Consider the following 21,562-nt stretch of genomic DNA (forward strand, 5'->3'; position numbering starts at 1 on the left):
ACTCCCATGATTGAACTCCGCCAAGTAACGAAAATCTACCCGAACGAAACCAAAGGGTTAAGCGATATTAATCTGACGATCCGGGATGGCGAATTTGTCGCGATCGTCGGCTTGTCCGGCGCCGGCAAATCCACGCTCCTCCGCTCGATTAACCGGCTTCACGACATTACCGGCGGTGAAATCCTTATAAACGGTCAATCTATAACGAAAGCCAAAGGCAAAGAGCTTCGCCTGATCCGGCGCAATATCGGCATGATTTTCCAAAGCTTTAATCTGGTCAAGCGTTCCTCCGTCCTCCGCAACGTATTGGCCGGACGGGTTGGCTATCACTCTACTTTTCGCACGTTGACCGGGCGTTTTCCGAAGCAGGACATCGATTTGGCCTTTGAGGCGTTAAGCCGGGTTCATATTATGGAAAAAGCATATGCCAGAGCCGATGAGCTCTCGGGCGGGCAGCAGCAGCGCGTCGCTATAGCGCGCGTTCTCGCGCAGGAGGCTAAGATCATACTGGCGGATGAGCCCGTTGCTTCTCTTGACCCGTTGACTACGAAGCAGGTTATGGACGATCTGAAGAAAATCAATCAGGAATGGGGCATCACAACCATTGTTAACTTGCATTTCATTGATCTGGCCAGAACGTACGCTACCCGAATTATCGGCCTCCGCGCCGGTGAGGTTGTCTTTGATGGACCCGTGTCGGAGGCGACGGATGAACGCTTTGCCGAAATATACGGCCGTCCGCTTCAGCAGGGCGAGCTGCTAGATGAGGTCGTTGTATGAGCACGCAGATCAAGCTAGGATCTGATCCGTCTCAACCATCCTTGCGTCCAAAACCTCCCGGCAGACTTAAACTTTATATGACCGCCGTTCTAATCCTGGCATTGATCTGGGGGAGCGGCAAGCAAACCGAGGCTTCGCTTGGCGAATTGTTCACGGGCATGCCCAATATGGCGGATTTGCTGAAGCAGATGTTCCCCCCGCGCTGGAGCTACTTCGACAATATCGTACGCGGCATGCTGGAGACCATTCGCATGGCGCTTGTTGGCACTACGATTGGCGCTATCATCGCCATCCCCGTTGCCTTGCTATGCGCGGGTAACCTGGCACCAAACCGCTGGCTGTACTATCCGTCCCGCCTTCTCTTGAATCTGGTCCGGACGATTCCGGACTTGCTGCTCGCTGCCATCTTCGTATCCGTATTTGGACTTGGCCCTGTGCCGGGCATTCTGGCTTTGACGGTATTCTCCGTTGCCTTAATCTCCAAATTAACCTATGAGCTGCTGGAGACCGTTGACCGCGGACCGCTTGAAGCGCTGACTGCTGCAGGGGGCAATTATTTTCAACGAATCGCGTACGGAGTTGTCCCGCAGATTCAGGCCAATTTCATGTCCTTTGTTCTGTATACCTTCGAGATTAATGTCCGTGCGGCTGCCGTGCTGGGACTGGTTGGCGCAGGCGGGATCGGCCTTTACTACGAGGCTACGCTCGGCTTCCTGGAGTATGACAAGACCTGCGTCATCATTCTCTTTACACTGGCCGTTGTTCTGCTCATCGATTATGCGAGCACCAAATTGAGGGAGAAGCTGTTATGAATCCAATAATGATCCCCAAGCCTAAAAGAAGTTCGTCCCGCTGGCTGATTTATGCCGCTCTCCTCGCCGTTTATGTTTGGGCTTTCAGCGGAATTCCGTTTACCGGCATAAAGGAAACTGCCGGTCAGGTCGTCGAATCCATCGTGACCGGCCTATTCGCGCCAGATTGGGATTTCGTATATCTGCCTGAGGGCGAGGATCTGCTGCGAGGGCTGCTCGATACCCTTGCTATCTCAATACTCGGAACGGTTATTTCCGCCGCCGTCAGCATCCCTTTCGCCTTCTGGGCAGCCGCGAACATGAGCCGGTTCCGTCCCATCTCCGGTTCAGGAAGAGTCCTTCTGAGCTTTGTCCGGACGTTTCCCGAGCTTGTAATGGCCCTGCTCTTCATCAAGGCTGTTGGCCCCGGCTCCTTCGCCGGCGTTCTTGCCCTCGGTATTCATTCCGTCGGGATGCTTGGCAAGCTGTTCGCGGAGGAGGTCGAGAATATTGACCGCGGCCCGTCGGAAGCGCTAATGGCCTCCGGAGCCAATCGCCTGCAGCTGCTATGGTTCGCTGTTCTGCCGCAGGTTCTTCCCAGCTTCCTGTCCTATACACTATACCGATTCGAGATCAACGTCCGCTCCGCTACCATCCTGGGCTTCATCGGGGCAGGCGGGATCGGCACCCCGCTTATCTTCGCCTTAAGCACCCGCCACTGGGACCGTGTCGGCATCATCCTGCTAGGCATCGTTGTCATGATTACCATCATAGACCTAATCTCCGGCGCTGTCCGGAAAAAGCTGGTGTAAAAGCAAAGGGGCAATTCCATTAGTCATCAACATGACAATGGAACTGCCCCTTTCATATTCATGCAAATCATCTCAATCACCTATACCACGGATGTAAGTGTTTACGCCGAACTTCCCTGACACTTAACCCGGAGGGGCAGATGGAATTGGTCAAATGTCTCTGAGGCAAATACCCAATCACATACCCTCCCCAGACATATATTAATGTATACTCCAGACGTAAGGAGGTGTTGTGAATTATGTCAGGACTTGGTCATGGTTTCAATAACGTCGGATCAATTCTTGTGTTGTTCATCTTGCTGGTGATCATCGTCTGCGGTTGCGGATTTGTAGGCGGTTGGGGCGGTGGATGCGGCCCACAAGTTGGAGGCGTTGGTACAGGTAAAGGTTACTACTAATAACTTGAAGCATCATGCCTCCATGAATGCTGACGAATGTAAATTCTCTAAATATAATGCAAAAGACCCCATCCCGGGGTCTTTTGTTCGTTTGAGCGGAACCGGTAAATCTATCTATCCGGGATGATCATTCTATCAGGTCAGTTGGAATTAGTCTTCTATCTACCGGATAAAGGTCCAAGCACTTGATAGCATAGAATCATAATCTATATTGTATTCTAAATTACTAGGAGGTTTTACCTTAATGCAATCAGCTAGTATTATTCTTGTTTTGTTTATCCTGTTGGTTATCATCGCTTGCAGCTGTGGGATTTTTGGCGGTAACGGTGGCTGCGGCTATCGTGATAAGAAAGAACAAGAAAGCTAATTAACAATAAGGCCCCTTACGGGGTCTTTTGTTTATTTACCGCTATCGGCCAGCATGGCATCTACCGATTTGCTAAGCTGCTTGAAAATAAAATTAGGCGCCAAGCGGCTCATCAGCTTGAGCAGATTGCTCTGCCCCGGGCGTATTTCCAGCTGATCGCGCTCCATGGCTGCGATGACGTGATCAATCAGCTTGGATGTCTCCATAGGCACGCTGCCTTTCATATCATTTGGGCCAAAAGCGTCTACCAGCGTTGTTTTCGTTAACGGCGGGGCAAGCTCAAATACTTGAACGGAGGTGTTCTTCAGCTGCGCCCGTAACGATTGGGTATAGGAGTGAATGCCTGCCTTGGTCGCGCCGTATACAGGCGAAATAGCGAAAGGAACAAAGGCTAGCGCTGACGAGACATTCATAATGGCGGAGGCAGGCCGCTTTAAGAGATGGGGCAGAAATTGATTCACCATGCGGACCGGACCGCTTAGGTTCGTCGCAATCTCGCTGTTAATGTCTACCAATTCGTTTGCCAGAAGATTGATTTTACGCATCTGCCCTGCGTTATTAATAAGCACATTAAGATCAGGAAATTGAGCGGTTACGTTATTGTACAGCTCTGCAATTGCCGCCGGATCCGTAACATCGCACGAGAACGCATGAAGCTTGGGATATTGCGCTTTGGCTTTATCCAGCTTCTCCCGATCCCTGCCTGCTATGATCACCGTGTTGCCCTTCTCAAGCAAGCGGCCAGCAAGCTCAAGACCGATACCGGAAGCGCCGCCCGTAATAAGAATGGTATTGGATTGAAGTTTCATAGGAATGACCCCTTCGCTTTAACTTTATCGGCTGTATTTTACCATCCGACGCTCCGTTTTGTCACCAAAAAAAGGAATTTAGACTTACTCTAACAACAAAAAACAGAGGAACTAAAGTCCCTCTGTTTACTTGATATAATTATGGCTGACCAGATCGCCCTGAATAACATCCGTCGGAATAACGAACTCAATCATCCCCATAAAGCCCGGGGCTACTTCGTATTTGTTGAAGACGATCACCAGCTTGCCGTCCTTATTGATATAGAAGCTCTGATCCTTCTTAATCGACGAGAAAGCCTCATCCATCGGAATGTCGCCGGATTCTCCGGCTATCCAATAAATCTTGCCTTCTTCGCCTTTCATTTGCTCTTTCATTTGACTGATGATATTGTCGCTGATCAGCTTCACGTATTGATCATCGCTGAACAACATCGGCAGCGTGATCAGAATCTGATTCTTCTTGTCAATCGTATCAAATTGCATCTCCATCGACGAAGAAGCGGCTGTCTGCACGATATAACGGCCGATTGAGAAGATCGTATCATTATCGGTCTTCACTTCGTAACCGGCATCTACGCCTATATGAGCCTCACTCAATCCTTGCTGCTTCAGCTCTTCAATCTCTGCCTGAAACTTGTCATATAGCGCCTTGTTCTCATTCAGATACTTCTGATTCAGGCCAAGCTGCAATTGCTTGTTCTCCATATTGGTGATCGCCGGAGTTTTAATATCCACATCATAATGGGAGTCTTTCTCCTTGATCTCATGCAAGGTCAATACTTTAATAATTCGTTCAATCCCAGGAATGGAAGCAAAAGCGTTCGCAACCGTTGTACTGGCATTTATCGCAATCAGAAATACAAGAATAGCAGCTGCTGCCGTCATCCCCTTCACTTTCAAACGTTTCACTTTGCGCGTATGCAAAGCTTGCTTGATCGAACGGTTAACGATGGTGTCCAGCTCCTCCGGAATCGGAACCGATTGGTACTCCTTCCGAAACTGCTCCAGTATATCATTCATTACTTAGTCTCCTTTAAGGAAGTATCCTTCAGTTTCACGCGAAGCAGCCTTAACGCCTGATACAATCTGGTTTTGACCGTATTTACGTTCTCGTGAAGCACATCCGCTACCTCTTCGATCTTCATATCCTCGAAATAGCGCAGGACTACGACTTCCCTGTATTTAGAGGGCAGATCGGCCAGCGTCTTGACCAGATCAATATCCGTGTAGGAATCCACCGCGTTAGGCGCGTAGGATTCCAGCTTCTCCTGTTCCATCGGATGAACCCTCTTATGCTTGCGCAAAAAATCCAAAGAGGTGTTGACAACGATGCGGTAGAACCAGCTCTTGACCGCAGCTTTATCCTTCAGCGACTCAATGCTCGTCATGGCTTTATAGATGGCATCCTGAACAATATCGAGCGCGTCCTCTTTGTTTTTCACATAGCTATATGCCAGCCGGTAAATGTTTTCTTTATTCTCGGTAATGCAATCCGTCAATAATTGATCGGTCTTTCTGTTCATGGCCGGCATACCCTTCTCTATTTATGTCACTTGGCGATAGCGTCCATCAGCATAGCTGCATAGAACTCTGCGCCCTCCCGCATTAGGTGAACGCCATCCTTGGAGAAATAATCGTCCTTCCCTTCACTTGCAGAATACCAGTCTACTACGGTGACATTGTTGTATGCCTTAGCAACTTCTGGAAGCATCTTATTTACGACATCCTGCCAATCCCGCGGAACCCGCGTATTAACAAGATAAATATGATCAACCTTATCCAGTGACTGGATCAAAGCCTTGATTTGTTTGTTTGTAAAAGAACCGTTTGTTCCCAGCTCAATGACGACCGTGCTGCCCAGCGTATTATCAGCTTTCATCTGATTAATAACGGCCTGCGCCTGCCTCATTTGACGTCCAACCTTTCCGTCAATAACAATACCCGGCATATGCTTCTCGAGGAATGGCGCAGCATCCAGAATGACGGAATCGCCGATTACGGTAATGCCTTTACCCGATGAATGCTCTACAGGCGGCTTGGTTGTCTCCGCAGGTTCATTGGAGTTCTTAGGCGGAGTTTCGCCGGAGTCCCCTGCCGGTGTTTCTGTTGACGGCGGCGTTGTTGGTTCAGTCGACGGTTCCGATGACGGTTTGGTTGACGGTTCCGTTGACGGCTTCGGCGTTTGTTCAGGCTTTTCCGTATGCTCCGGCTCTTTGGACGGTTTAGAATCATCATTATCCTTCGTACTCTCATGTGCATGATTGGTAACAGGCTTGCCGGGATCCTGATCCGGCGTGGCACTCGCTTGGTCATCTTCTCCACTGCTCGGCGTTGGCGTAGGCGACTGTTCGTCATGTTCCGGATTGTTATCCTGGGAGGCAACCGGCACCGATGCCGGTTTGGCTTTTAACAGGTAGTAGTCTCCGAAGACGCTGGGCGTGAGCAATAAAGGGATAATGATAAGAAAAGCAAGCGGCTGTACACCAAGCCATCTAACGGATAATACGTTCCGGAACTTCGCGCGAAGCGAGCCGCGTCGAAGCGGTTCTTCCACAAACTTGTAGGACAAAGCTGCTAATATAAAGCTTGCCGCGATCTGCACCATAATCAGCAGGACGCCTGGTTTGCTTGCTTGATTGGACGGATTAGTCAGAATAATAACGGGATAATGCCAAATATATAAGCTATAAGAACGAACGCCAATCCATTTGAGCGGACGTACGCCCATTGCCTTGCCCAGCATGCTTGCCGGGTGGGCAAGGACAGCGATTACAAGAGCCGTAAGAACGGACAAGCCCATAAATCCGCCCTCGTAAAGGGATGAGTCATATTCATTCATTTGGTACATCATGACGATAAGTATGATCAGACCGGCCGCACCGACTATATCCATTGAGAATCGGGACGCCTTCGATACTGCGGCGTTAAGCTTATGACTAGGCCAAACCACGGCAAGCGCTGCACCGATTAGAAGCCCAAACATGCGGGTATCCGTACCGTAATACACGCGGCTAGGATCGGAACCCGGTACATACAGGAACGCCATTAACAAAGCCGAAGCAACGGCCGCCGCAAGAATAAAAATAAACAGCTTGCCGCGGCGGTGAGTCAGGAGCAGCAGCAACGGCCATATCAGATAAAACTGCTCTTCAATCGACAACGACCATAAATGGCCGATGGGGGACGGCGGACCAAAGCTTTCGAAATACGAGACTTGATGGAAGATAAGCCACCAGTTATTTATATAGAATAACGATGATAAGTAATCGCCTTGCAAATGTATGAGTCGATCGGGATCGAGGAACAACAGCCATATGGCAACAAACAACAGCATACAGAACATCGCAGGAAGCAGCCTTCGCGCTCTTCTGATCCAGAAATCTTTCAAATCCAGCTTTCCGTAACGCTGCTTCTGGATTAGGATTTGATCGGTAATGAGGTAGCCGGAGATGACAAAAAAGATCGCAACTCCAATCAATCCACCCTGCGCCCACTTCATGTTTAGATGGTACGCGATAACGGCGAGCACCGATAAAGCCCGCAGCCCGTCAATACCGGGCATATAACGTTTCTTACTGTTCATGTTGTCTTCCATTGCTGTTTTCCGTCCCTTACTTATTAAATAATTTTGTTATGTTATCAAGACGCAATTCCCTCCCAAAAAGTTTGCATTTTTCTAATGGAAATTTCGAACAAAAAAACAGCATCCCTTATTTTCAAGGAATGCTGTTTGCAAGCTGCCAAATCCCCTTCTCCATCTGCTCCAAGGAAGCGTAAGAATAGGAAAGCCGAAGATGCCGCTGATCGGTTTTGTCATAGAGAAAGCCGGGATTTACGAGTACTCCCTCCTTAAGCAAGGTCTCGAACAAAGCGGCTATGGATACCCCGCCTTTGAGCTTCAGCCAAATGTAAAAGCCGCCGCTTGGCACGCTCCAATCCGCCTTTCCCTTCAAATAACGGTCCAGCAGCCGCAGCATATGCGACCGGCGAGTCCTCAGCTCTCTTCTCACAAAATCCAAATGCTCGCTATACTTTCCTTGCTCTAGAAATTGCTTAACCGTCCATTGCGATAACGTGCTTGCGCCGTAATCCGACTGCATCTTCACGTCGGCAAGCCGATGGATAACCTGCTCCGGTCCGATGACCCAACCGATTCTGAGGCCGGGACTCAATGTCTTTGACATGCTTCCGATATACAGGACCAGTCCGTTCTGATCCAGCGCTTTAATCGGTGGAGGAGAAGGCTCGTCCAGCCAAAGATCTCGGTACGCATCATCCTCCATCATCGGCAGCTTATGCTGGGCGCAGAGTTGATAAATTTCCTGCCTTCTCTTCCCGGTCATCACGGTACCCGTAGGATTGTGAAAGCTTGGAATCGTATAAAGAATAGTCCCCTTCCCGCTCCTTGCATAATGCTCTAAAGCCTTCTCCGACAAGCCTTCCTCATCTATCGGAAGACCCGACATACTCATGCCGGCTGACTGAAAGACCTGGAGGGATTGCAGGTAAGACGGGGCTTCCGTTAATACGGATGATCCGTTCTTGAGCAGGCCAAGCGCAATAAGCTGTAGTGCCTGAAGAGCCCCCGAGACAATAAGAACCGAGTCCGGTGATACATGAACCCCGTAACCGGCCATATGACGGCTTATTTCCGCCCGAAGCGAATACAGTCCACGAGGCTCCGGATAGCCAAGATCCTTCATGGGGATTGGCAGCTGCCGCAGAATGGTCTCCATCGACTGCGGGTACAAATCCGGTGAAGGCTCACCCGTGCCCAGCCTTATAATACCCGGCATAAACTCCGCATGATTAATATCCTGAATGGTCCGGTTATTAGGACGGTGAACGCCTGTCTTCACGTAGGACTCCCAATCCGGCAGCTTTGGAATGCCCTTATCTCCCGTATTAGACGAAACGAACGTGCCGCTCCCGCTTCTCCCCTCGATATAACCTTCTGCCGCAAGCTCTGCGAATGCCTGCACGACCGTGCTCCGATTAATGGAAAAAGCCTGCGCAATCGCTCTTTCGGTAGGAATTCGGCTGCCGGGCGGCCATTCTCCGGTTTCGATTTTATCCCTTATGTAATCTGCTACTTGCAGGTACAAGGGAATTCCGCTGCCTCTCACAGGCCGCCAGTTTGTTTCATATTTCATGGTTCTCCCCCGTTATTCGTTTGCATTGGTTGGGTTGTCTGCCAACCATTTGGATGGCGACAACGGGCAGCTGGCCCTATACAATGGGACCATATTTACAACATTGAAAGGCTGTGTTTCGATTGCCGTTCCTGCATGGTTTATTGCTGGCCGTTGGCTTGATCCTGCCCCTCGGGGCGCAAAACGTATTTATTTTCTCCCAAGGCGCCCTTCAGACCAGATTCAGAATGGCATTGCCAGTTGTGATCGCCGCGGCGATCTGCGATACGCTTCTGATCCTGCTTGCCATTCTAGGAGTCTCAGTTCTTATTATAAGCATCCCCGTGCTCAAAACCATTCTTATTATGGCCGGCGTCCTCTTCCTCGCTTACATCGGATGGACGACCTGGCGTTCCGCTGGTGATTTGCAAGCATCGGAAGTACGGTACTCCCCGCGCAAGCAGATAATGCTTGCCGTCTCCGTCTCCCTCTTAAACCCTCATGCCATTATGGATACGATCGGGGTAATCGGCACAAGCTCCCTTCATTACGGCGGGTTTGACAAGGGGATGTTCACCGCCGCCTGCATTCTCGTTTCCTGGCTGTGGTTCTTCACTCTCGCCTTGGCAGGGCGAATGCTAGGCAGGATGGATACAAGCGGCAGACTGATGAAGGTCGTCAATAAGCTATCGGCAGTCCTTATCTGGTTATCCGCGGTCATCATGGTCGCGATTAATCTCTGAATCTCCTCTTCTAACGCAAGAAAGACCAACAGTTGTTGGTCTTTCTTGCTCTTCGTTTAAGGCCCAATCCCATCCTTCATTACCTTTTGGGTTTTCAAGTCCGGACGTCTTAAGGTAAAGTTACTGTCTACTTTGACCTCGGCTTTGACAAAGTACGAATCCCAATTCTGCGCAAAGGGTTTAAACTTGCGGAAGTGGTAGCGGTAGTAATGCTGGCCAAAGCCAAACACGTCTACGCCAAACTTCTTCTGGACATAGCTGACTGTCTTCAGCATTTGTTCGTTCACGTAATCCCTGGTCATCGCTTCAACCTTCTCAAACCCCTGAATCGTCGATAGCTTGATATTCTCGTCAATGCTTGTTATTTTACCGTCACCCTCAACGACCACACGAACCTTAGGCGTATTTCCATCCATCTTGACATGCATATGGCTATGCATATGGTAGAACTGAACGGCAATGGCACCTGGGTTTGAAGGATTAACGTCCGGTCCGGGGATCGCAAACAAGGTGTTATTCACGTAGTCGCTTGCCAGCATCACCATGCGCGTATGCTCATTCGACAGGAAGCCAATCAGCTTATCGCCGCGGAAGACGGCAGCTCCCGCCATTCTGACAACGGCAGCCGGATAGACGGTTTTTATGGCGTCGAGGGACTCGCTTTTTTCCACATCTCCCGTTATGGAGATCGCCCCCAGCAGCAGCACGCGTCCTTCTGTCAACAAGGCTTGCGCAACATCGTACAAGTGACTGCGGGGAATACCGCCATACACCTTGCGATAAGTCTCTACCTGCAGTTGTATCTTATAACCGGCGTATTGCCCCCTCGCGTAGACCGTCTTGAGGAAGTCGGATGCCTTGGACCCTTTCCCCACGAGAACAAGAACATCCTCTCGGATATAACGGTTCCGCTGCAGAACGTCTATAAACTGATTGATCCCTTTCCGGGCAAGCCTCTCGTCAATGATGATAACCCGAATATGAGAGATCAGAATCATTCGTTCCAGATTTTCGTTGATTTTCTGAGTAGCCTCCGCAATCGAATTACCCTCTTTGGAGAAAACGGCGGTAGGCGTACCGCCCTTTCCTCCTTTGTTCGGGTCGGTTTCAAGGGCGTTAACAACCTCGAAGGTCACCTTGTATTTCATATGGTCACCCGGCTCCAAAGCCATACCGGTGACAAGCGAAGATCGGTTAAGCTCGGTCTGGTCCCAGCAACCCGTACAAGCGATTGTCAGGGAGCAGCACAGCATAATCACCCCTGCTATTCGCATGAATCTCATGTCGTCCTCCTCTTATCCCATCGGGAGAACAGGGATACGTACGGCACGCCAAAGGATTCGATTCGCGTTAACTGCACCATAAGAAGACAGCAGCCCAAGACTAGACCATACAACCCGATTACGGAAGCCATGATGATCATTCCGAACCGGAAGAATCTAACCTTTGAACCAAACGTATAAATAGGCGCTACAAAGCCGGAGATAGCTGTCATGGATACGACGATGACATTAATATTCGAGACAACACCTGCTTGCACCGCAGCTTCCCCGAGCACGAGAGCTCCTACGATGGAGATGGTAGGACCCACAAGCCGGGGCATTCGGGTACCCGCTTCGCGCAGAATTTCGAATGTAATTTCCATTAATAGAATCTCTATACTCGCCGGAAAAGGAATCCCTTCCCGCTGCGCCGCAATACTGGTGAGCAGAATGGTCGGAACAAGCTCCTGATGATAGCTGGTCACCGCGATATAGAGGGCCGGGACAATTAGCGACAGAATAAAAGCGAAGTAGCGAAGGCAGCGGGCAAAGGCTCCGATCAACGACCATTGATACTCGTCCTCCGGCGATTTGAAGAAATCGGAGAAGAGCGACGGAACAATGAGCACAAACGGACTTCCGTCAACCAATACCGCTATTCGCCTGTTAATCATATGGCTGCATATCGCATCCGGGCGTTCACTGTTATAGACGGTCGGAAATAAAATGACCCCTTTATTCTTGGAGTGAAGCAGCTCCTCGATCTTTGCGGAATCAAACAGGCTGTCGATATGCGAGTTGTTCAGCTTGTCTCTCACTTGCTTCAGAATATGTTCATCCACGTCGCCATTCAGGTAAGCGATATAGACGGCCGTGTGTGTCTTATAACCCAGTTCAAATCGCTCGAAGCGGAGATTTACGTTGTTGAATCTTCTGCGGATCAAGCTCATATTGGTGTCCGCGGATTCCGTAAAGCCTTCCTTTGGACCACGAACCACATTTTGCGTGGATGGCTCTTCAATAGAACGGGAATTGAGAGTTCTAACCTCCAGAACAAGCACCTTCTGAAATCCATCGATAAAGATAGCGGCCTTGCCAAGGACGATCTTGTCCATCACCGTGTCCATGCTCTGCAAGGTTTCATGCTTAAGAACGGCATAATGGATGGTCTCCAGAAGATGGAACGTCTCTTCCTTGCCCATAGGCTCTTTTTGCTCGGACAGCGCAAGATCGTTGAGGACATGATCGATGATAAAATCCGTATTCGTCATGGTGGTCAGATAGCATAACAGCCCTTTATACTGCCCCACGTTGACGGAGACTACCGCCAGATCAGCCGTATTGCCAAACACTTGGTCAAATTGTTTTTTTACATTTTCTAATCCGTATGGATCCTCCCCAATCGCGTTCTGATTCTCCGTATTCATGTGGACTCCCCTTTTCGGTAACGGATTCGGAGCAGCAGCAGCGTCAAGAGCGGCACCACCAGCTGAAGCGGAATATGCAGGGTATAGATGACGTATTTCAAGCCTTCAATCATATGCTCGGCGCTGTTGCGCGTTACGAGAATCGAGAATGCCCCTGCAAGCAGAGCAAGCGGGAAATTATATTTCCCCTGCTGGCCCTTAAAAATATGCGTTAAGCCTTCCGCGCAAGCAAAGAGAAAGACTGAGCATTTGAGCAGCGTACCGAAGATAATGATTAACGCAATGACCGCGTCCATCCGCGTTATAATATTGGCGATATTTATAAGACGAGCGGCATCCAATAAGGCGAAAGAGGAATATTTTTTCCCCTCGATCCCTAAAGTCCAGACTTGAATCAGATCCGTGATCGACAAAATGAAGCATGCGCTGAGAAAAGCATACAAGGTGACGCGGCGAAATCCCTTCGCCCCTCCAAGCTCTTGTTGAAAAACCAGAAAAACGATGATCTCTCCATAAGGGAACCAGATGGAATGTTGAAAGGCGGACTGCACGACCGGCCCTATCCCTTTCGACAAGAACGGAAGCATCTGCTCCAGAATAATCGAGCTGCTGAACATCAATAAGACTGCCAGCATGAACAACATCGCCAAGACAATGCATAGAACAAGCGAGGCAAAACGCGCAATGGCTTGTATCCCGCCTAATGTGGCATAAGCAATAATGAGCACGAACAGCGTAGTCAGAACCGGCACCGGCGACATGCGCAGCAGCGCGCTCATGATAAGCTCAATCATATCCCGAATATTTCGTGCCGCAATGTATAAGAAGTAAGTGGCATAGATAAGCACAAACCCTCTGCCCACAACCTTCCCCCATGCTTTCTCAAGCAGAGGATACAGTCCCAAATTTTTTTGAGAGGATAACATGGCACCATATATGACAATAAACAAGCATGCGGGGAAAAACGCGATAATGCCAACTAACCACGAGTCGGGAACGACACTAGGCGTTCCGAAGATAATGGATGTGCTGAGCAAAAAGACCAGCTGCATCGCGAACATGTCAACCGCGTTTGTTTTGCTTGGCACCACCGTTCTCCCCACCTCCCTGCTTGTTAGATTGGCTTCCGAATTTCTTCTTTAGACGTTTGGTCATATCGAAGTCCGTCCAGGCTGCCATCAGGAACGCAGCTGCAATGATAAAAATCGTTGAAGTATCCGGGTAGATCGGGAGCAAATGCACAATCGCTTGCAAGAACTGCTGTTTAAACACCAGCACGTCCAGCATAGACATGAACAGCAAGCCCAGCACGCTGATGATAAACAGACCGAGGATGATCATACGGACACCCTCCCTAACGTTTTTGAGTTATTGTCATTTTGCTCCAATAGGAATGGAAATATGTACAAAAAAAGCACTGCGGCGTAACCGAAGTTACAACCGCAGCGCTTTATACCGCCTTATCTGCTTGAAGCTCTTGATGTCTGGAAATAACGATGTCCATAATTCTACGATAAATGTCTACGGCATACTCGGGTCTCAAGCCGTATTGCTCGGAGAGCTCAACAATTTTCTTGAACTGCTGCTCTTCCCGGCTAGGGTCTTGTGAATGAAGCTGATTTGCTGCTTTGTATTCCCCTACTGCCTCAGTATAGATGAATCTTTGAGCCAATAAAGCAACAATCTGTTGGTCCGTCTTATCAATGGCCGATCGCAGTCCTTCTAATGCTGTCATGTGCACCCTCCGTAGTCTGATGTCGCGTAGACGCTTTATAGCGGTAAAGCAAACATTATATATTGAAGATAACATACAGATGTACAGTCTGTAAACGAAAAAAAACATCCATTCCTGAACAATTCAGAAAAAGATGGTAATTTCGTTCGGATTAGGGTCTCTGGAGTTCATTATCTTCCTTTGTGATTATCCAAAATTGCCTCGCTTCTCTCTGAAACACCGACAGCTGAACGGAAATCTTGCCATCCTTCTTTACGCCTTGTTTAATCAGACCATCATTCCCGTAATTCTTGTTGTTATGGTTAGGGTCAAAAACATCTGCCCATATGCCGGAAATACCCACCATAAGCACGAAATGACCGACAGCTGTCAAATGTCCCGGGCCCATCGTTGCTATAACAAGAGCGCCGGCCGAGAGTGCCTTTTGCACAGTCTCCAGCGAGCGGGTTTGGATGCAGCCTAATTGATAATGCTTCGAAGCTGCCGCAAAGAATCCCCAAGCTGTACCCTTGCTTCGTGTGCGGTAACCCTTGTCTAATGCGAACCTAGCGGCTTCTGAAGGCAGAATCGCCCTCCCCAGAAAGCAGCTTGCCGCCATTGCAAAGGACGCAGGCCCGCAGGCGCTTGTCCCGATTGTCTGTTTTTTGCTGCCGGTGACGGTATACGGAAGACTTGACCAACGCTTGTCTTTTTGACTGTAATAAACCAGATTACTTGCCATTCTTATCCCCCTGCAAATAAATATGCTTTTCCAGTATAAGCGGATGATTTCGATGATTTGGATTCTTGGCCGTGCTTTATTTTATGCTCCCCTTGAATGAAAAAAGCCCCGGCAGATGCCAGGGCAGTCAATATTCTGATCGGACTTTCCGGGGATTAATGCCCCATCATCATTGGCGCTTCCGCGATTGCCCCTTCGTCACCGGGAGCTCTTACCGGTTTACGAAGCAGCAAGCCGAGTATAGCGCCTGCTATGGCTATTCCGACAACAACAAGGAAGGTTTCTCCGTAGGAGCTGTATAACGCGGCAACATCAGGTGCTTGCCCTGGCTCTGCGGCATTTTTTATCTTCGTCGTCAAGTACGTGCTGAGACCCGCAATCGCAAATGACGTCATGACTTGCTGAGCAGCGGAAGTGAGAGCTGTCACGCGTCCAACCAATCTTGGCGGAGAGGCTTGAATCAGATAGGTATTCATCGGCATCATGGACAATCCCATTCCGACGCCAAACAGACCGGAAGTGATCAGAATAAGCGACAAGCCGTCATCGGCGGAGATGTTTGATAACAGAAATGAAGCAATGCCAACAACGCTGAGTCCGGTAACGATAAGCGGTCTAGCGCCAATCCGGTCAAACAGTCTGCCGCCGATTGGCATAAAGACCGCGGAAGCAATCGCTTGTGAAAGCATGATCAGGCCGGATTCGGTTGCGGTATGACCTTGCACCTGAATAAGCAGCATGGGAATCAGGAAGAACGTTCCCATAAGCGCGATTTGGGTAAACCACTGCACGATAATGCCCCTGCTGAAATCTCTTGAAAGGAATACCCGAAGCTCCAGTAGCGGCTGCTTGCTCCGCAGTTCAACGAATATAAAGATGATTAACGAAGCTGCTCCAACAATCAGTCCGGTTAAAGTCTGAACCGATGTCCAGCTATTTCCCCCTTCGCTTACCCCGTACGATAAGGCCGCAAAGGCAAGCGGTCCAAATACAATACCCGGAATATCCAGCGACTTCACCGATTGGCGTTCAATGTTCGGCAAGGTTCGTATGCCGGCGATAATGCCAATAATGCCAAGCGGGATATTAATCAGGAAAATCCAGTGCCACGATGCATAATCAATGAATGCGCCGGCTACAACCGGGCCTAACGCCGGAGCGATCAGAACCGGGATCCCCAGCATCCCCATCACCGAGCCCACCTTCTCGGGGGGACTCAGCCTATAGATAATCGCGAAGGCAATCGGCATAACCATGCCGCCGCCAAGACCTTGAATGACGCGGAATAAAATCAGCATTTCGATATTGCCTGCAAACGCGCAAAGCAAGGAACCAACCGTAAACATCCCCACCGACACCAGGAATATCCGTTTCGCCCCGAATCGGTCGGACAGCCAGCCGGCCAGCGGGATAACCGCCGCTTGTGCCAATGCATAACCTGTCGTCGTCCATTGCACGACGGACAGGTCCTTCCCGAACTCCTTCATGAACCCGCTTAAAGCAACGTTCATAGCGGTCCCGTCCAGAATAACCATAAATAAACCAACAATAACCGCAATGAGCGGCGCGATGATCGATCGGATCGTGAACGTACTCGCGTCCGGTACAGCCAGAACATTTGATTTCGTCATGTATATCCTCCATTCTTAACTTCTGTCATTTTGGATTATAACGATAAAATGACCATCGGTCAACATTTAATTGAACCGATGGTCATTTTTATTTTACGGCTATATAATTGCATATAAAGCAAGTTATTGAGAAAACAAATATCTCATTAGTTAGAATGAATTGATATTATTGTACTATTGGTCATTTAAAGTTTGAACCCCATTCCTTCTTGGATATGCTATACTGTAGGCAATAACGGAGGATGATGGCTGTGAACCGAGAAGAGAAAAAGCTCGAGACCAAAAACCGAATACTTGAAGCGGCGATGTGCCTGTTTGCCGAACAAGGCTTTGAAGCCACTACCGTCGCCCAAATCACGGAAGCTGCCGGCGTTGCCAAGGGCACCTTCTTTAACTATTTCAAGACCAAAGAGGATGTCCGCGGCAAGCTGGACAAATTAGTGACTATTGATGAATTAGTCAACCTGAAGGATAAACCCGGTCCTTATACTCCCCGCTTCCTCGCCTTGATCAAGACTTTAGGGGACTCGATGGCTCAGAATCACGGCATGCTGCTGCTGTCGATCCAAGGCATGCTCGCTAACAATCAGAATATCGAAGAAAGCAAGGACGGCTTCTGCTTAATCATTGATAATCTTGTTCCCGTCTTTGAGAAAGGTCAGCAGACCGGTGAATTCACCACGACAATCCCGGCTCAGACGATGGCCTGCATTGCCACGCAAATGTATTTGGGGACTATGCTCAATTGGGTGATGGGCATCTCGAAGGATGGCTTTGGAGACCAGCTGCTAATTACCTTCCAAGTGTTTTTCGAAGGGATTCTGAAGAAATAAGGGCAAACAAAAAACCGCGCCAATGGCGCGGTTTTTTTGTCTTAATGCTGACGTAACAACCAAGGAGCGAGACTCGTCATAAAAGCTAATCCAATTATTGCGCCTGACGTATTCAGAATAATATCGTCGATGTCAAAGCTCCCTACTCTGGTTACCAATTGAATCAACTCTACGAGCAATAGAAGAAGAATAATGACCGTGAGGCATCTAACCGGATGAAGCATCCTGCGATTCAGCACTGGGATAAAGACTCCAAGCGGAATGAACAAGACAATGTTCCCGAACAGATTTTTCACCCAGGCATCGGTATTATAGGCATCCCGGTTGTAGATCAGGGATTTAATCGTATGGAACGGAATGATATTATAGTTATACTTGTTCCATCGGTAGTAGTCCCCCCGGATGAACAGCAGCTTGATCATAATGAGACTGTAGAGGATAAATAGCGCCAGGATAATTAGGTTGACCGGCTTCCCCCATCTCCAGCCTGTTTCGGCCTGTTGCATTTCCGTATGCGGCCTCCTTTCGAATACATAGAAAAATAAATAGCCCCTCTCCGCGTGTGCAGCGGCTAAGGGGCTTGTTGTTATTTCGCCATATTATAATCGTCTTCAATCTTGCCGCGCAAGATAACGGTTCCGTGCTTGGCAATCGTTAAGGCCGGCTTATCCGAATGCTTAACCTTTCGAACGATCTTTACTGGTGTTTTCTTAGGCTTGCTACCGAATAATCGATCGAATAAGTTCATCTGGAATCGCCTCCCTCTACGTATAGTTTACGACAAATCGTACCAGCTTGTCCATATGTCCCAGCATCGTAAAGGGCCTTACGATATGCTCCCATTCCTGCAGATGCGCCTCAAGATCGATCGAATTCTCGATGGCGATCAAGCAGCCGAGTCCCAGCTTTCCGCTATTGCGGATAAAGAGAAGCGTATCGGAATCGGTATGATCGAAATGACTTTTTACCTGCTCCCATGTCGGATAAGTAAGCTCCGTCTCGAGAAATTTGTCGATCGCCTTATAGTCCATCCGGTCCTGATCAGGCGTGCAGGCACGTCCCCAGCGCCAGCTCGTCAGCTTATGCCTGCCCCGGTTGTTAATAACCAGAACGGCCCTCACCCCTGTCCGCTGCACCTGGAACAGATGGCATACATCCTCAATCAGGGCATCAAACAACAGGTTGATCTTCTCCGCTTTGAGTTCATTTGCGGCATCCCGGCTGCTCACTGTTTCCTTCACGTCGGCGATTAAGCGTTCGTAGTTGCTGCGTGACCGGTACGGAGGCATCGCAGCTTCAATCTCCCTCGACTTAAGCCGTGAGGCGATGAAGCCCGCAATTACCGCTATCGGTGAAGCGTATACAATAAATAAAACGATAAATTTCAGTCTGCCTTCGAGGGTACTGTCCGCCTTCCATTCGGCTAAGCGTCCAAGAGGCTTTGACAGCCAATCATTCAAGGCGAAGAGCTCCTCCAGCAAGGCGGGAAGCATTACACTGACAACTACCCAGAAGATAATCTGTCCGGCAACGGTACCAAAGACGGCTTGTCCGAATCTTTTCAAGTCTAGCCCCCTCCCGTCCTCCTAACAGTATACTCGAAGAAAAGTTTTCCAGGCAACAACAAAAAGCCCCTAAATATAGGGGCTAACGTTGCATTATTGCAGCTTGCCGCGTAATCGTACGGTACCATGCGAGGCTGGCGGAATCGGTTTATTTGTCTTAATTTCTGCGACAACCAGCTCCCTGCCGCTTGCTGTGCGGATCGTGCTCTGAGAGGCAATGCGCAGCCGGAGCCTGGCAGATTTCTTACTGCTGACGAACATTGCAGCTTCCCCCTTCATTACCCATCATGGTCACATGCTTACAAATATATAACGAAGGAGACCAAATTATGAAACAGATTGCCCATGCCAATCGGGCCACGGATGGGATGAATACGTTATATCGGCATAAAATCCGCATGCACGAAAAAAAAGAGCAGCGACTGCTGCTCTTTGCCTTATTGACGGAAGGCTAGTCCCTTTTCCGCAAGTGCCTGGCGAAGCAGAACAATGGCCGTTGGCCCCACGCCATGCAGCGCCAGCACCTCTTCTTCGGTTAATCCGGCAAATTGTTCGAGCTTCAGGTAGCCTGCATTTGCAAAAGCCCGCAAGGCCGGCTTGCTCAGCTTCGCCGGCAGGTCGCTGACTTGTTCCATGATAATCGCTCCGTTCTTCTTATACTGCGGCTTCGACGCCGTCTTCCTGCTTCACCGTCTTTTTCCTTGGACCCGAGAAGTTAAGAAGAAGGAAGCCTGCTACAAAGATTAGTGTACCTATAATAATATAGCTTGTAATCGGATCCTTGAAGAAGATATACGCCCACAGAATCGAGAACAATACGGAGCTGTTGCCAACAATCGCCACGACGGCAAACGGCACCCGCTTCATGGCTTCCGCGAACCAGAAGAAGCTGAGACCCGTAATTACTCCAAGGATAACAAGCGCGCTCCACGCACCGGCCGTTGACACTCCCGTAAACCCTTGCGTCTGAAACGGTATGGGAATAGACACCATCAACGTAGCGAGCAGGAAGACGGAAAAGTTCATGTTCCCGTTATCCATCGTCTTCACAAGCATGCGCTGGCTCAAGACATGAATCGCGGCGCCGATCCCCGCCAAGGTAAAGAGCACAGTCGTCAATCCGCTGCTGCCCAGCAGCTCATCCAGCGGAACGCCATTCCAGCCAACCACAATAACGCCCATGACGCAGAGAACAGCTGAGAGCCAGCCTGCCCTTGTTACCTTCTCCTTGAAGATAACGCTTCCCGCAAACAGAAGAATGACCGTCTGAACAGGCTGTACGAGGATATTGCCGTAAGAGTAACCGATCATTAACGCGATATTCTCGAAAATATAGTTGGCAGACTTGCCAGCGGCACCAAACCAGAGCCATTTCATACGATAACGGAACTGAATCTTGCCGTCTTTCATGAGCAGGTAGATTCCTAGCACAATAACGCCAAAGAAGAACCTGCAAAATGAGATGATGGAGCTGTCCACCATCGTAGATGCCGTCTTGACCAGCACCCCAACAAAGCTCCAGGCCAATGTCGCCAGGAATAGAAACAAATAACTCACAAGCTGCGGCACCTTCTTATATCGATAAGTAAATTCCCTTAAGTAAGCTAATAAAGTATACTCCTCCTGCCGGAAGGCTGTCTATACAAAAAGACCGGCTTCACCAATCGATTACGGTGATAGCCGGTCTTCTGTTCATCTATTTGTCCAGCTGCTCGCGCCAGAAATATTTCGGCTGCCAGCCAAGCAGGTTTTTCGCTTTATCGCTGTTAAGCAGCGATTCGTAGCCTTCAAGCGGAGCGCGGAAGTCCGTGACCTCCGGGTAACGCGCCGCCATCAGCTCGCGGCTTACTATATCCATGCTCGATTCATCATTAGCAAGGTTGATAGCCACAGAGCCAAGCCCTTCCGCTTTAATCGCAAGCTCGCAAGCCTCCGCGACATCACGCGTGTCGATATAGCTCCAAAGGATGCGTTCCCGCTCCTCCGGCTTATGAATAAAGGACGGGAAGCGCTCATACCATTCCGGCGGAATGACATTGCCCAGGCGAAGCGATACGACCTGCATGCCGGTACGGCGGTGGAACATATCCGCTGTAGCTTCGTTGACGATTTTGGATAAACCGTAGCTGTCCTGCGGAAGCTGCGGATGAGCCTCATCCATCGGCACGTATTGCGGTCCAAACGGATGCTCCGCAAAGCAGATCCCGTAGGAGGACTCGCTGGACGCGATTACCACCTTGCTAATGCCGAGGCCGGCCGCTGCTTCCAGCACATTATAGGTCGACATCACGTTGTTGCGGAAAGTAACCTCGGGCGGCACCATTCCCGCTCTTGGAATAGCCGCCATGTGCACGACGGCGTCTGCTCCCGCAAGCGCGCCGTAAGTTTGTCCCAGGTCCTCCAGATTCACGATCAGGGTTGGGCAAACAGCCTCTTCCGGATGCTTAGTATCCACGTTCAGCACTTCATAACCTTTGTCCGCAAAATGCTTGACGATCCATCGCCCAAGCATTCCGCTGCCTCCGGTAACTACGACTTTTGCCATCTAAACTAGTC

27 protein-coding genes are annotated in these 21,562 nt (G+C 49.6%); 8 read left to right on the forward strand and 19 right to left on the reverse strand.

Annotated features, from left to right (window positions below; genetic code table 11):
- Nucleotides 1-6 precede the first annotated feature (6 nt).
- The 5 genes from phnC to M3194_RS31270 all read left to right on the forward strand — a co-directional run bounded on the left by phnC (nt 7) and on the right by M3194_RS31270 (nt 3,148).
- Nucleotides 7-780 carry a phosphonate ABC transporter ATP-binding protein gene (gene phnC, locus M3194_RS14565; protein WP_251654793.1) on the forward strand — a complete coding sequence of 258 codons (774 nt, stop codon included), beginning with the start codon at nt 7-9 and terminating at the stop codon, nt 778-780.
- A complete protein-coding gene (gene phnE, locus M3194_RS14570) occupies nt 777-1,592 on the forward strand; it encodes a phosphonate ABC transporter, permease protein PhnE (protein WP_251654794.1) in 816 nt (271 codons plus the stop codon). Before phnC ends, phnE (M3194_RS14570) begins: the two co-directional genes overlap by 4 nt.
- A complete protein-coding gene (phnE, locus tag M3194_RS14575; RefSeq protein ID WP_251654795.1) occupies nt 1,589-2,383 on the forward strand; it encodes a phosphonate ABC transporter, permease protein PhnE in 795 nt (264 codons plus the stop codon). The genes phnE (M3194_RS14570) and phnE (M3194_RS14575) overlap by 4 nt, the downstream gene beginning before the upstream one ends.
- A gap of 239 nt (nt 2,384-2,622) precedes the next feature.
- On the forward strand, nt 2,623-2,781 hold the full coding sequence (locus tag M3194_RS14580) for a hypothetical protein (protein ID WP_175532768.1): 159 nt from the start codon (nt 2,623-2,625) through the stop codon (nt 2,779-2,781).
- Between the two features lie 244 nt (nt 2,782-3,025).
- Complete coding sequence (locus M3194_RS31270; RefSeq protein ID WP_285889260.1) at nt 3,026-3,148, forward strand: hypothetical protein; 123 nt, start codon at nt 3,026-3,028, stop codon at nt 3,146-3,148.
- 32 nt (nt 3,149-3,180) lie between these two features.
- Here the strand turns inward: M3194_RS31270 and M3194_RS14585 are convergent, their stop codons facing one another.
- The 5 genes from M3194_RS14585 to pdxR all read right to left on the reverse strand — a co-directional run bounded on the left by M3194_RS14585 (nt 3,181) and on the right by pdxR (nt 9,110).
- Entirely contained in the window at nt 3,181-3,957 is a 777-nt protein-coding gene (locus M3194_RS14585; protein WP_251654796.1) for an SDR family oxidoreductase, read from the reverse strand.
- A 126-nt stretch (nt 3,958-4,083) separates the two neighbouring features.
- On the reverse strand, nt 4,084-4,977 hold the full coding sequence (rsiV, locus tag M3194_RS14590) for an anti-sigma-V factor RsiV (RefSeq protein ID WP_251654797.1): 894 nt from the start codon (nt 4,975-4,977) through the stop codon (nt 4,084-4,086).
- The gene (locus tag M3194_RS14595; RefSeq protein WP_251654798.1) at nt 4,977-5,480 is read right to left on the reverse strand and encodes an RNA polymerase sigma factor; all 504 of its coding nucleotides are present in this window, start codon (nt 5,478-5,480) and stop codon (nt 4,977-4,979) included. The genes rsiV and M3194_RS14595 overlap by 1 nt, the downstream gene beginning before the upstream one ends.
- A 26-nt stretch (nt 5,481-5,506) precedes the next feature.
- A complete protein-coding gene (locus M3194_RS14600) occupies nt 5,507-7,540 on the reverse strand; it encodes an acyltransferase family protein (RefSeq protein ID WP_251654799.1) in 2,034 nt (677 codons plus the stop codon).
- Nucleotides 7,541-7,673: 133 nt separating this feature from the next.
- Nucleotides 7,674-9,110: a MocR-like pyridoxine biosynthesis transcription factor PdxR gene (gene pdxR / locus M3194_RS14605; RefSeq protein WP_251654800.1), complete on the reverse strand. Its 1,437-nt coding sequence runs from the start codon at nt 9,108-9,110 to the stop codon at nt 7,674-7,676.
- 122 nt (nt 9,111-9,232) lie between these two features.
- On the opposite strand from pdxR, the gene M3194_RS14610 reads away from it, so the two are divergent.
- The gene (locus tag M3194_RS14610; protein WP_251654801.1) at nt 9,233-9,832 is read left to right on the forward strand and encodes a LysE/ArgO family amino acid transporter; all 600 of its coding nucleotides are present in this window, start codon (nt 9,233-9,235) and stop codon (nt 9,830-9,832) included.
- Nucleotides 9,833-9,888: 56 nt separating this feature from the next.
- Here M3194_RS14610 and M3194_RS14615 read toward each other — a convergent pair whose 3' ends face one another.
- The 7 genes from M3194_RS14615 to M3194_RS14645 form a co-directional block, all read right to left on the reverse strand.
- On the reverse strand, nt 9,889-11,115 hold the full coding sequence (locus M3194_RS14615) for a Ger(x)C family spore germination protein (RefSeq protein ID WP_251654802.1): 1,227 nt from the start codon (nt 11,113-11,115) through the stop codon (nt 9,889-9,891).
- On the reverse strand, nt 11,112-12,521 hold the full coding sequence (locus M3194_RS14620; protein ID WP_251654803.1) for a spore germination protein: 1,410 nt from the start codon (nt 12,519-12,521) through the stop codon (nt 11,112-11,114). The genes M3194_RS14615 and M3194_RS14620 overlap by 4 nt, the downstream gene beginning before the upstream one ends.
- Nucleotides 12,518-13,612: a GerAB/ArcD/ProY family transporter gene (locus M3194_RS14625; RefSeq protein ID WP_251654804.1), complete on the reverse strand. Its 1,095-nt coding sequence runs from the start codon at nt 13,610-13,612 to the stop codon at nt 12,518-12,520. Before M3194_RS14625 ends, M3194_RS14620 begins: the two co-directional genes overlap by 4 nt.
- Nucleotides 13,584-13,862, reverse strand: a complete 279-nt coding sequence (locus tag M3194_RS14630) for a hypothetical protein (protein ID WP_251654805.1) — start codon at nt 13,860-13,862, stop codon at nt 13,584-13,586. Before M3194_RS14630 ends, M3194_RS14625 begins: the two co-directional genes overlap by 29 nt.
- Before the next feature lie 109 nt (nt 13,863-13,971).
- The gene (locus M3194_RS14635; protein ID WP_251654806.1) at nt 13,972-14,256 is read right to left on the reverse strand and encodes a chorismate mutase; all 285 of its coding nucleotides are present in this window, start codon (nt 14,254-14,256) and stop codon (nt 13,972-13,974) included.
- Between the two features lie 151 nt (nt 14,257-14,407).
- Entirely contained in the window at nt 14,408-14,977 is a 570-nt protein-coding gene (locus M3194_RS14640; protein ID WP_251654807.1) for a C39 family peptidase, read from the reverse strand.
- Between the two features lie 155 nt (nt 14,978-15,132).
- Nucleotides 15,133-16,608, reverse strand: a complete 1,476-nt coding sequence (locus tag M3194_RS14645; RefSeq protein WP_251654808.1) for an MDR family MFS transporter — start codon at nt 16,606-16,608, stop codon at nt 15,133-15,135.
- 251 nt (nt 16,609-16,859) lie between these two features.
- Between M3194_RS14645 and M3194_RS14650 the strand changes: the two genes are divergently transcribed.
- A complete protein-coding gene (locus M3194_RS14650) occupies nt 16,860-17,441 on the forward strand; it encodes a TetR/AcrR family transcriptional regulator (RefSeq protein WP_251654809.1) in 582 nt (193 codons plus the stop codon).
- Between the two features lie 41 nt (nt 17,442-17,482).
- Here M3194_RS14650 and M3194_RS14655 read toward each other — a convergent pair whose 3' ends face one another.
- From M3194_RS14655 to M3194_RS14670, 4 genes are all read right to left on the reverse strand, one after another.
- Nucleotides 17,483-17,947: a VanZ family protein gene (locus M3194_RS14655; RefSeq protein WP_251654810.1), complete on the reverse strand. Its 465-nt coding sequence runs from the start codon at nt 17,945-17,947 to the stop codon at nt 17,483-17,485.
- Between the two features lie 80 nt (nt 17,948-18,027).
- Entirely contained in the window at nt 18,028-18,189 is a 162-nt protein-coding gene (locus M3194_RS14660) for a hypothetical protein (RefSeq protein WP_251654811.1), read from the reverse strand.
- A 16-nt stretch (nt 18,190-18,205) separates the two neighbouring features.
- A complete protein-coding gene (locus M3194_RS14665; RefSeq protein ID WP_251654812.1) occupies nt 18,206-19,006 on the reverse strand; it encodes a hypothetical protein in 801 nt (266 codons plus the stop codon).
- 93 nt (nt 19,007-19,099) lie between these two features.
- A complete protein-coding gene (locus M3194_RS14670) occupies nt 19,100-19,267 on the reverse strand; it encodes a hypothetical protein (RefSeq protein WP_251654813.1) in 168 nt (55 codons plus the stop codon).
- A 68-nt stretch (nt 19,268-19,335) separates the two neighbouring features.
- Here M3194_RS14670 and M3194_RS31275 point away from each other — a divergent pair, with 68 nt between their 5' ends.
- A complete protein-coding gene (locus M3194_RS31275) occupies nt 19,336-19,461 on the forward strand; it encodes a hypothetical protein (protein WP_285889261.1) in 126 nt (41 codons plus the stop codon).
- Here the strand turns inward: M3194_RS31275 and M3194_RS14675 are convergent.
- From M3194_RS14675 to M3194_RS14685, 3 genes are all read right to left on the reverse strand, one after another.
- On the reverse strand, nt 19,444-19,641 hold the full coding sequence (locus M3194_RS14675) for a helix-hairpin-helix domain-containing protein (RefSeq protein ID WP_251654814.1): 198 nt from the start codon (nt 19,639-19,641) through the stop codon (nt 19,444-19,446). The genes M3194_RS31275 and M3194_RS14675 overlap by 18 nt on opposite strands.
- Before the next feature lie 19 nt (nt 19,642-19,660).
- Nucleotides 19,661-20,563, reverse strand: a complete 903-nt coding sequence (locus tag M3194_RS14680) for a DMT family transporter (protein WP_251654815.1) — start codon at nt 20,561-20,563, stop codon at nt 19,661-19,663.
- A 139-nt stretch (nt 20,564-20,702) separates the two neighbouring features.
- Nucleotides 20,703-21,551 carry an NAD-dependent epimerase/dehydratase family protein gene (locus M3194_RS14685; RefSeq protein WP_251654816.1) on the reverse strand — a complete coding sequence of 283 codons (849 nt, stop codon included), beginning with the start codon at nt 21,549-21,551 and terminating at the stop codon, nt 20,703-20,705.
- Between the last annotated feature and the right edge of the window lie 11 nt (nt 21,552-21,562).

The organism is Paenibacillus glycanilyticus (assembly GCF_023715145.1).
GTDB classification, from domain to species: domain Bacteria; phylum Bacillota; class Bacilli; order Paenibacillales; family Paenibacillaceae; genus Pristimantibacillus; species Pristimantibacillus glycanilyticus_A.

Excerpts from the sequence above, each read along its gene's own strand:
- phnC (WP_251654793.1), top strand. The coding sequence starts at position 7 with ATGATTGAACTCCGCCAAGTAACGAAAATCTACCCGAACGAAACCAAA.
- phnE (WP_251654794.1), top strand. The coding sequence starts at position 777 with ATGAGCACGCAGATCAAGCTAGGATCTGATCCGTCTCAACCATCCTTG.
- phnE (WP_251654795.1), top strand. The coding sequence starts at position 1,589 with ATGAATCCAATAATGATCCCCAAGCCTAAAAGAAGTTCGTCCCGCTGG.
- M3194_RS14580 (WP_175532768.1), top strand. The coding sequence starts at position 2,623 with ATGTCAGGACTTGGTCATGGTTTCAATAACGTCGGATCAATTCTTGTG.
- M3194_RS31270 (WP_285889260.1), top strand. The coding sequence starts at position 3,026 with ATGCAATCAGCTAGTATTATTCTTGTTTTGTTTATCCTGTTGGTTATC.
- M3194_RS14585 (WP_251654796.1), bottom strand. The coding sequence starts at position 3,957 with ATGAAACTTCAATCCAATACCATTCTTATTACGGGCGGCGCTTCCGGT.
- rsiV (WP_251654797.1), bottom strand. The coding sequence starts at position 4,977 with ATGAATGATATACTGGAGCAGTTTCGGAAGGAGTACCAATCGGTTCCG.
- M3194_RS14595 (WP_251654798.1), bottom strand. The coding sequence starts at position 5,480 with ATGAACAGAAAGACCGATCAATTATTGACGGATTGCATTACCGAGAAT.
- M3194_RS14600 (WP_251654799.1), bottom strand. The coding sequence starts at position 7,540 with ATGAACAGTAAGAAACGTTATATGCCCGGTATTGACGGGCTGCGGGCT.
- pdxR (WP_251654800.1), bottom strand. The coding sequence starts at position 9,110 with ATGAAATATGAAACAAACTGGCGGCCTGTGAGAGGCAGCGGAATTCCC.
- M3194_RS14615 (WP_251654802.1), bottom strand. The coding sequence starts at position 11,115 with ATGAGATTCATGCGAATAGCAGGGGTGATTATGCTGTGCTGCTCCCTG.
- M3194_RS14620 (WP_251654803.1), bottom strand. The coding sequence starts at position 12,521 with ATGAATACGGAGAATCAGAACGCGATTGGGGAGGATCCATACGGATTA.
- M3194_RS14630 (WP_251654805.1), bottom strand. The coding sequence starts at position 13,862 with ATGATCATCCTCGGTCTGTTTATCATCAGCGTGCTGGGCTTGCTGTTC.
- M3194_RS14635 (WP_251654806.1), bottom strand. The coding sequence starts at position 14,256 with ATGACAGCATTAGAAGGACTGCGATCGGCCATTGATAAGACGGACCAA.
- M3194_RS14640 (WP_251654807.1), bottom strand. The coding sequence starts at position 14,977 with ATGGCAAGTAATCTGGTTTATTACAGTCAAAAAGACAAGCGTTGGTCA.
- M3194_RS14645 (WP_251654808.1), bottom strand. The coding sequence starts at position 16,608 with ATGACGAAATCAAATGTTCTGGCTGTACCGGACGCGAGTACGTTCACG.
- M3194_RS14655 (WP_251654810.1), bottom strand. The coding sequence starts at position 17,947 with ATGCAACAGGCCGAAACAGGCTGGAGATGGGGGAAGCCGGTCAACCTA.
- M3194_RS14660 (WP_251654811.1), bottom strand. The coding sequence starts at position 18,189 with ATGAACTTATTCGATCGATTATTCGGTAGCAAGCCTAAGAAAACACCA.
- M3194_RS14670 (WP_251654813.1), bottom strand. The coding sequence starts at position 19,267 with ATGTTCGTCAGCAGTAAGAAATCTGCCAGGCTCCGGCTGCGCATTGCC.
- M3194_RS31275 (WP_285889261.1), top strand. The coding sequence starts at position 19,336 with ATGAAACAGATTGCCCATGCCAATCGGGCCACGGATGGGATGAATACG.
- M3194_RS14675 (WP_251654814.1), bottom strand. The coding sequence starts at position 19,641 with ATGGAACAAGTCAGCGACCTGCCGGCGAAGCTGAGCAAGCCGGCCTTG.
- M3194_RS14685 (WP_251654816.1), bottom strand. The coding sequence starts at position 21,551 with ATGGCAAAAGTCGTAGTTACCGGAGGCAGCGGAATGCTTGGGCGATGG.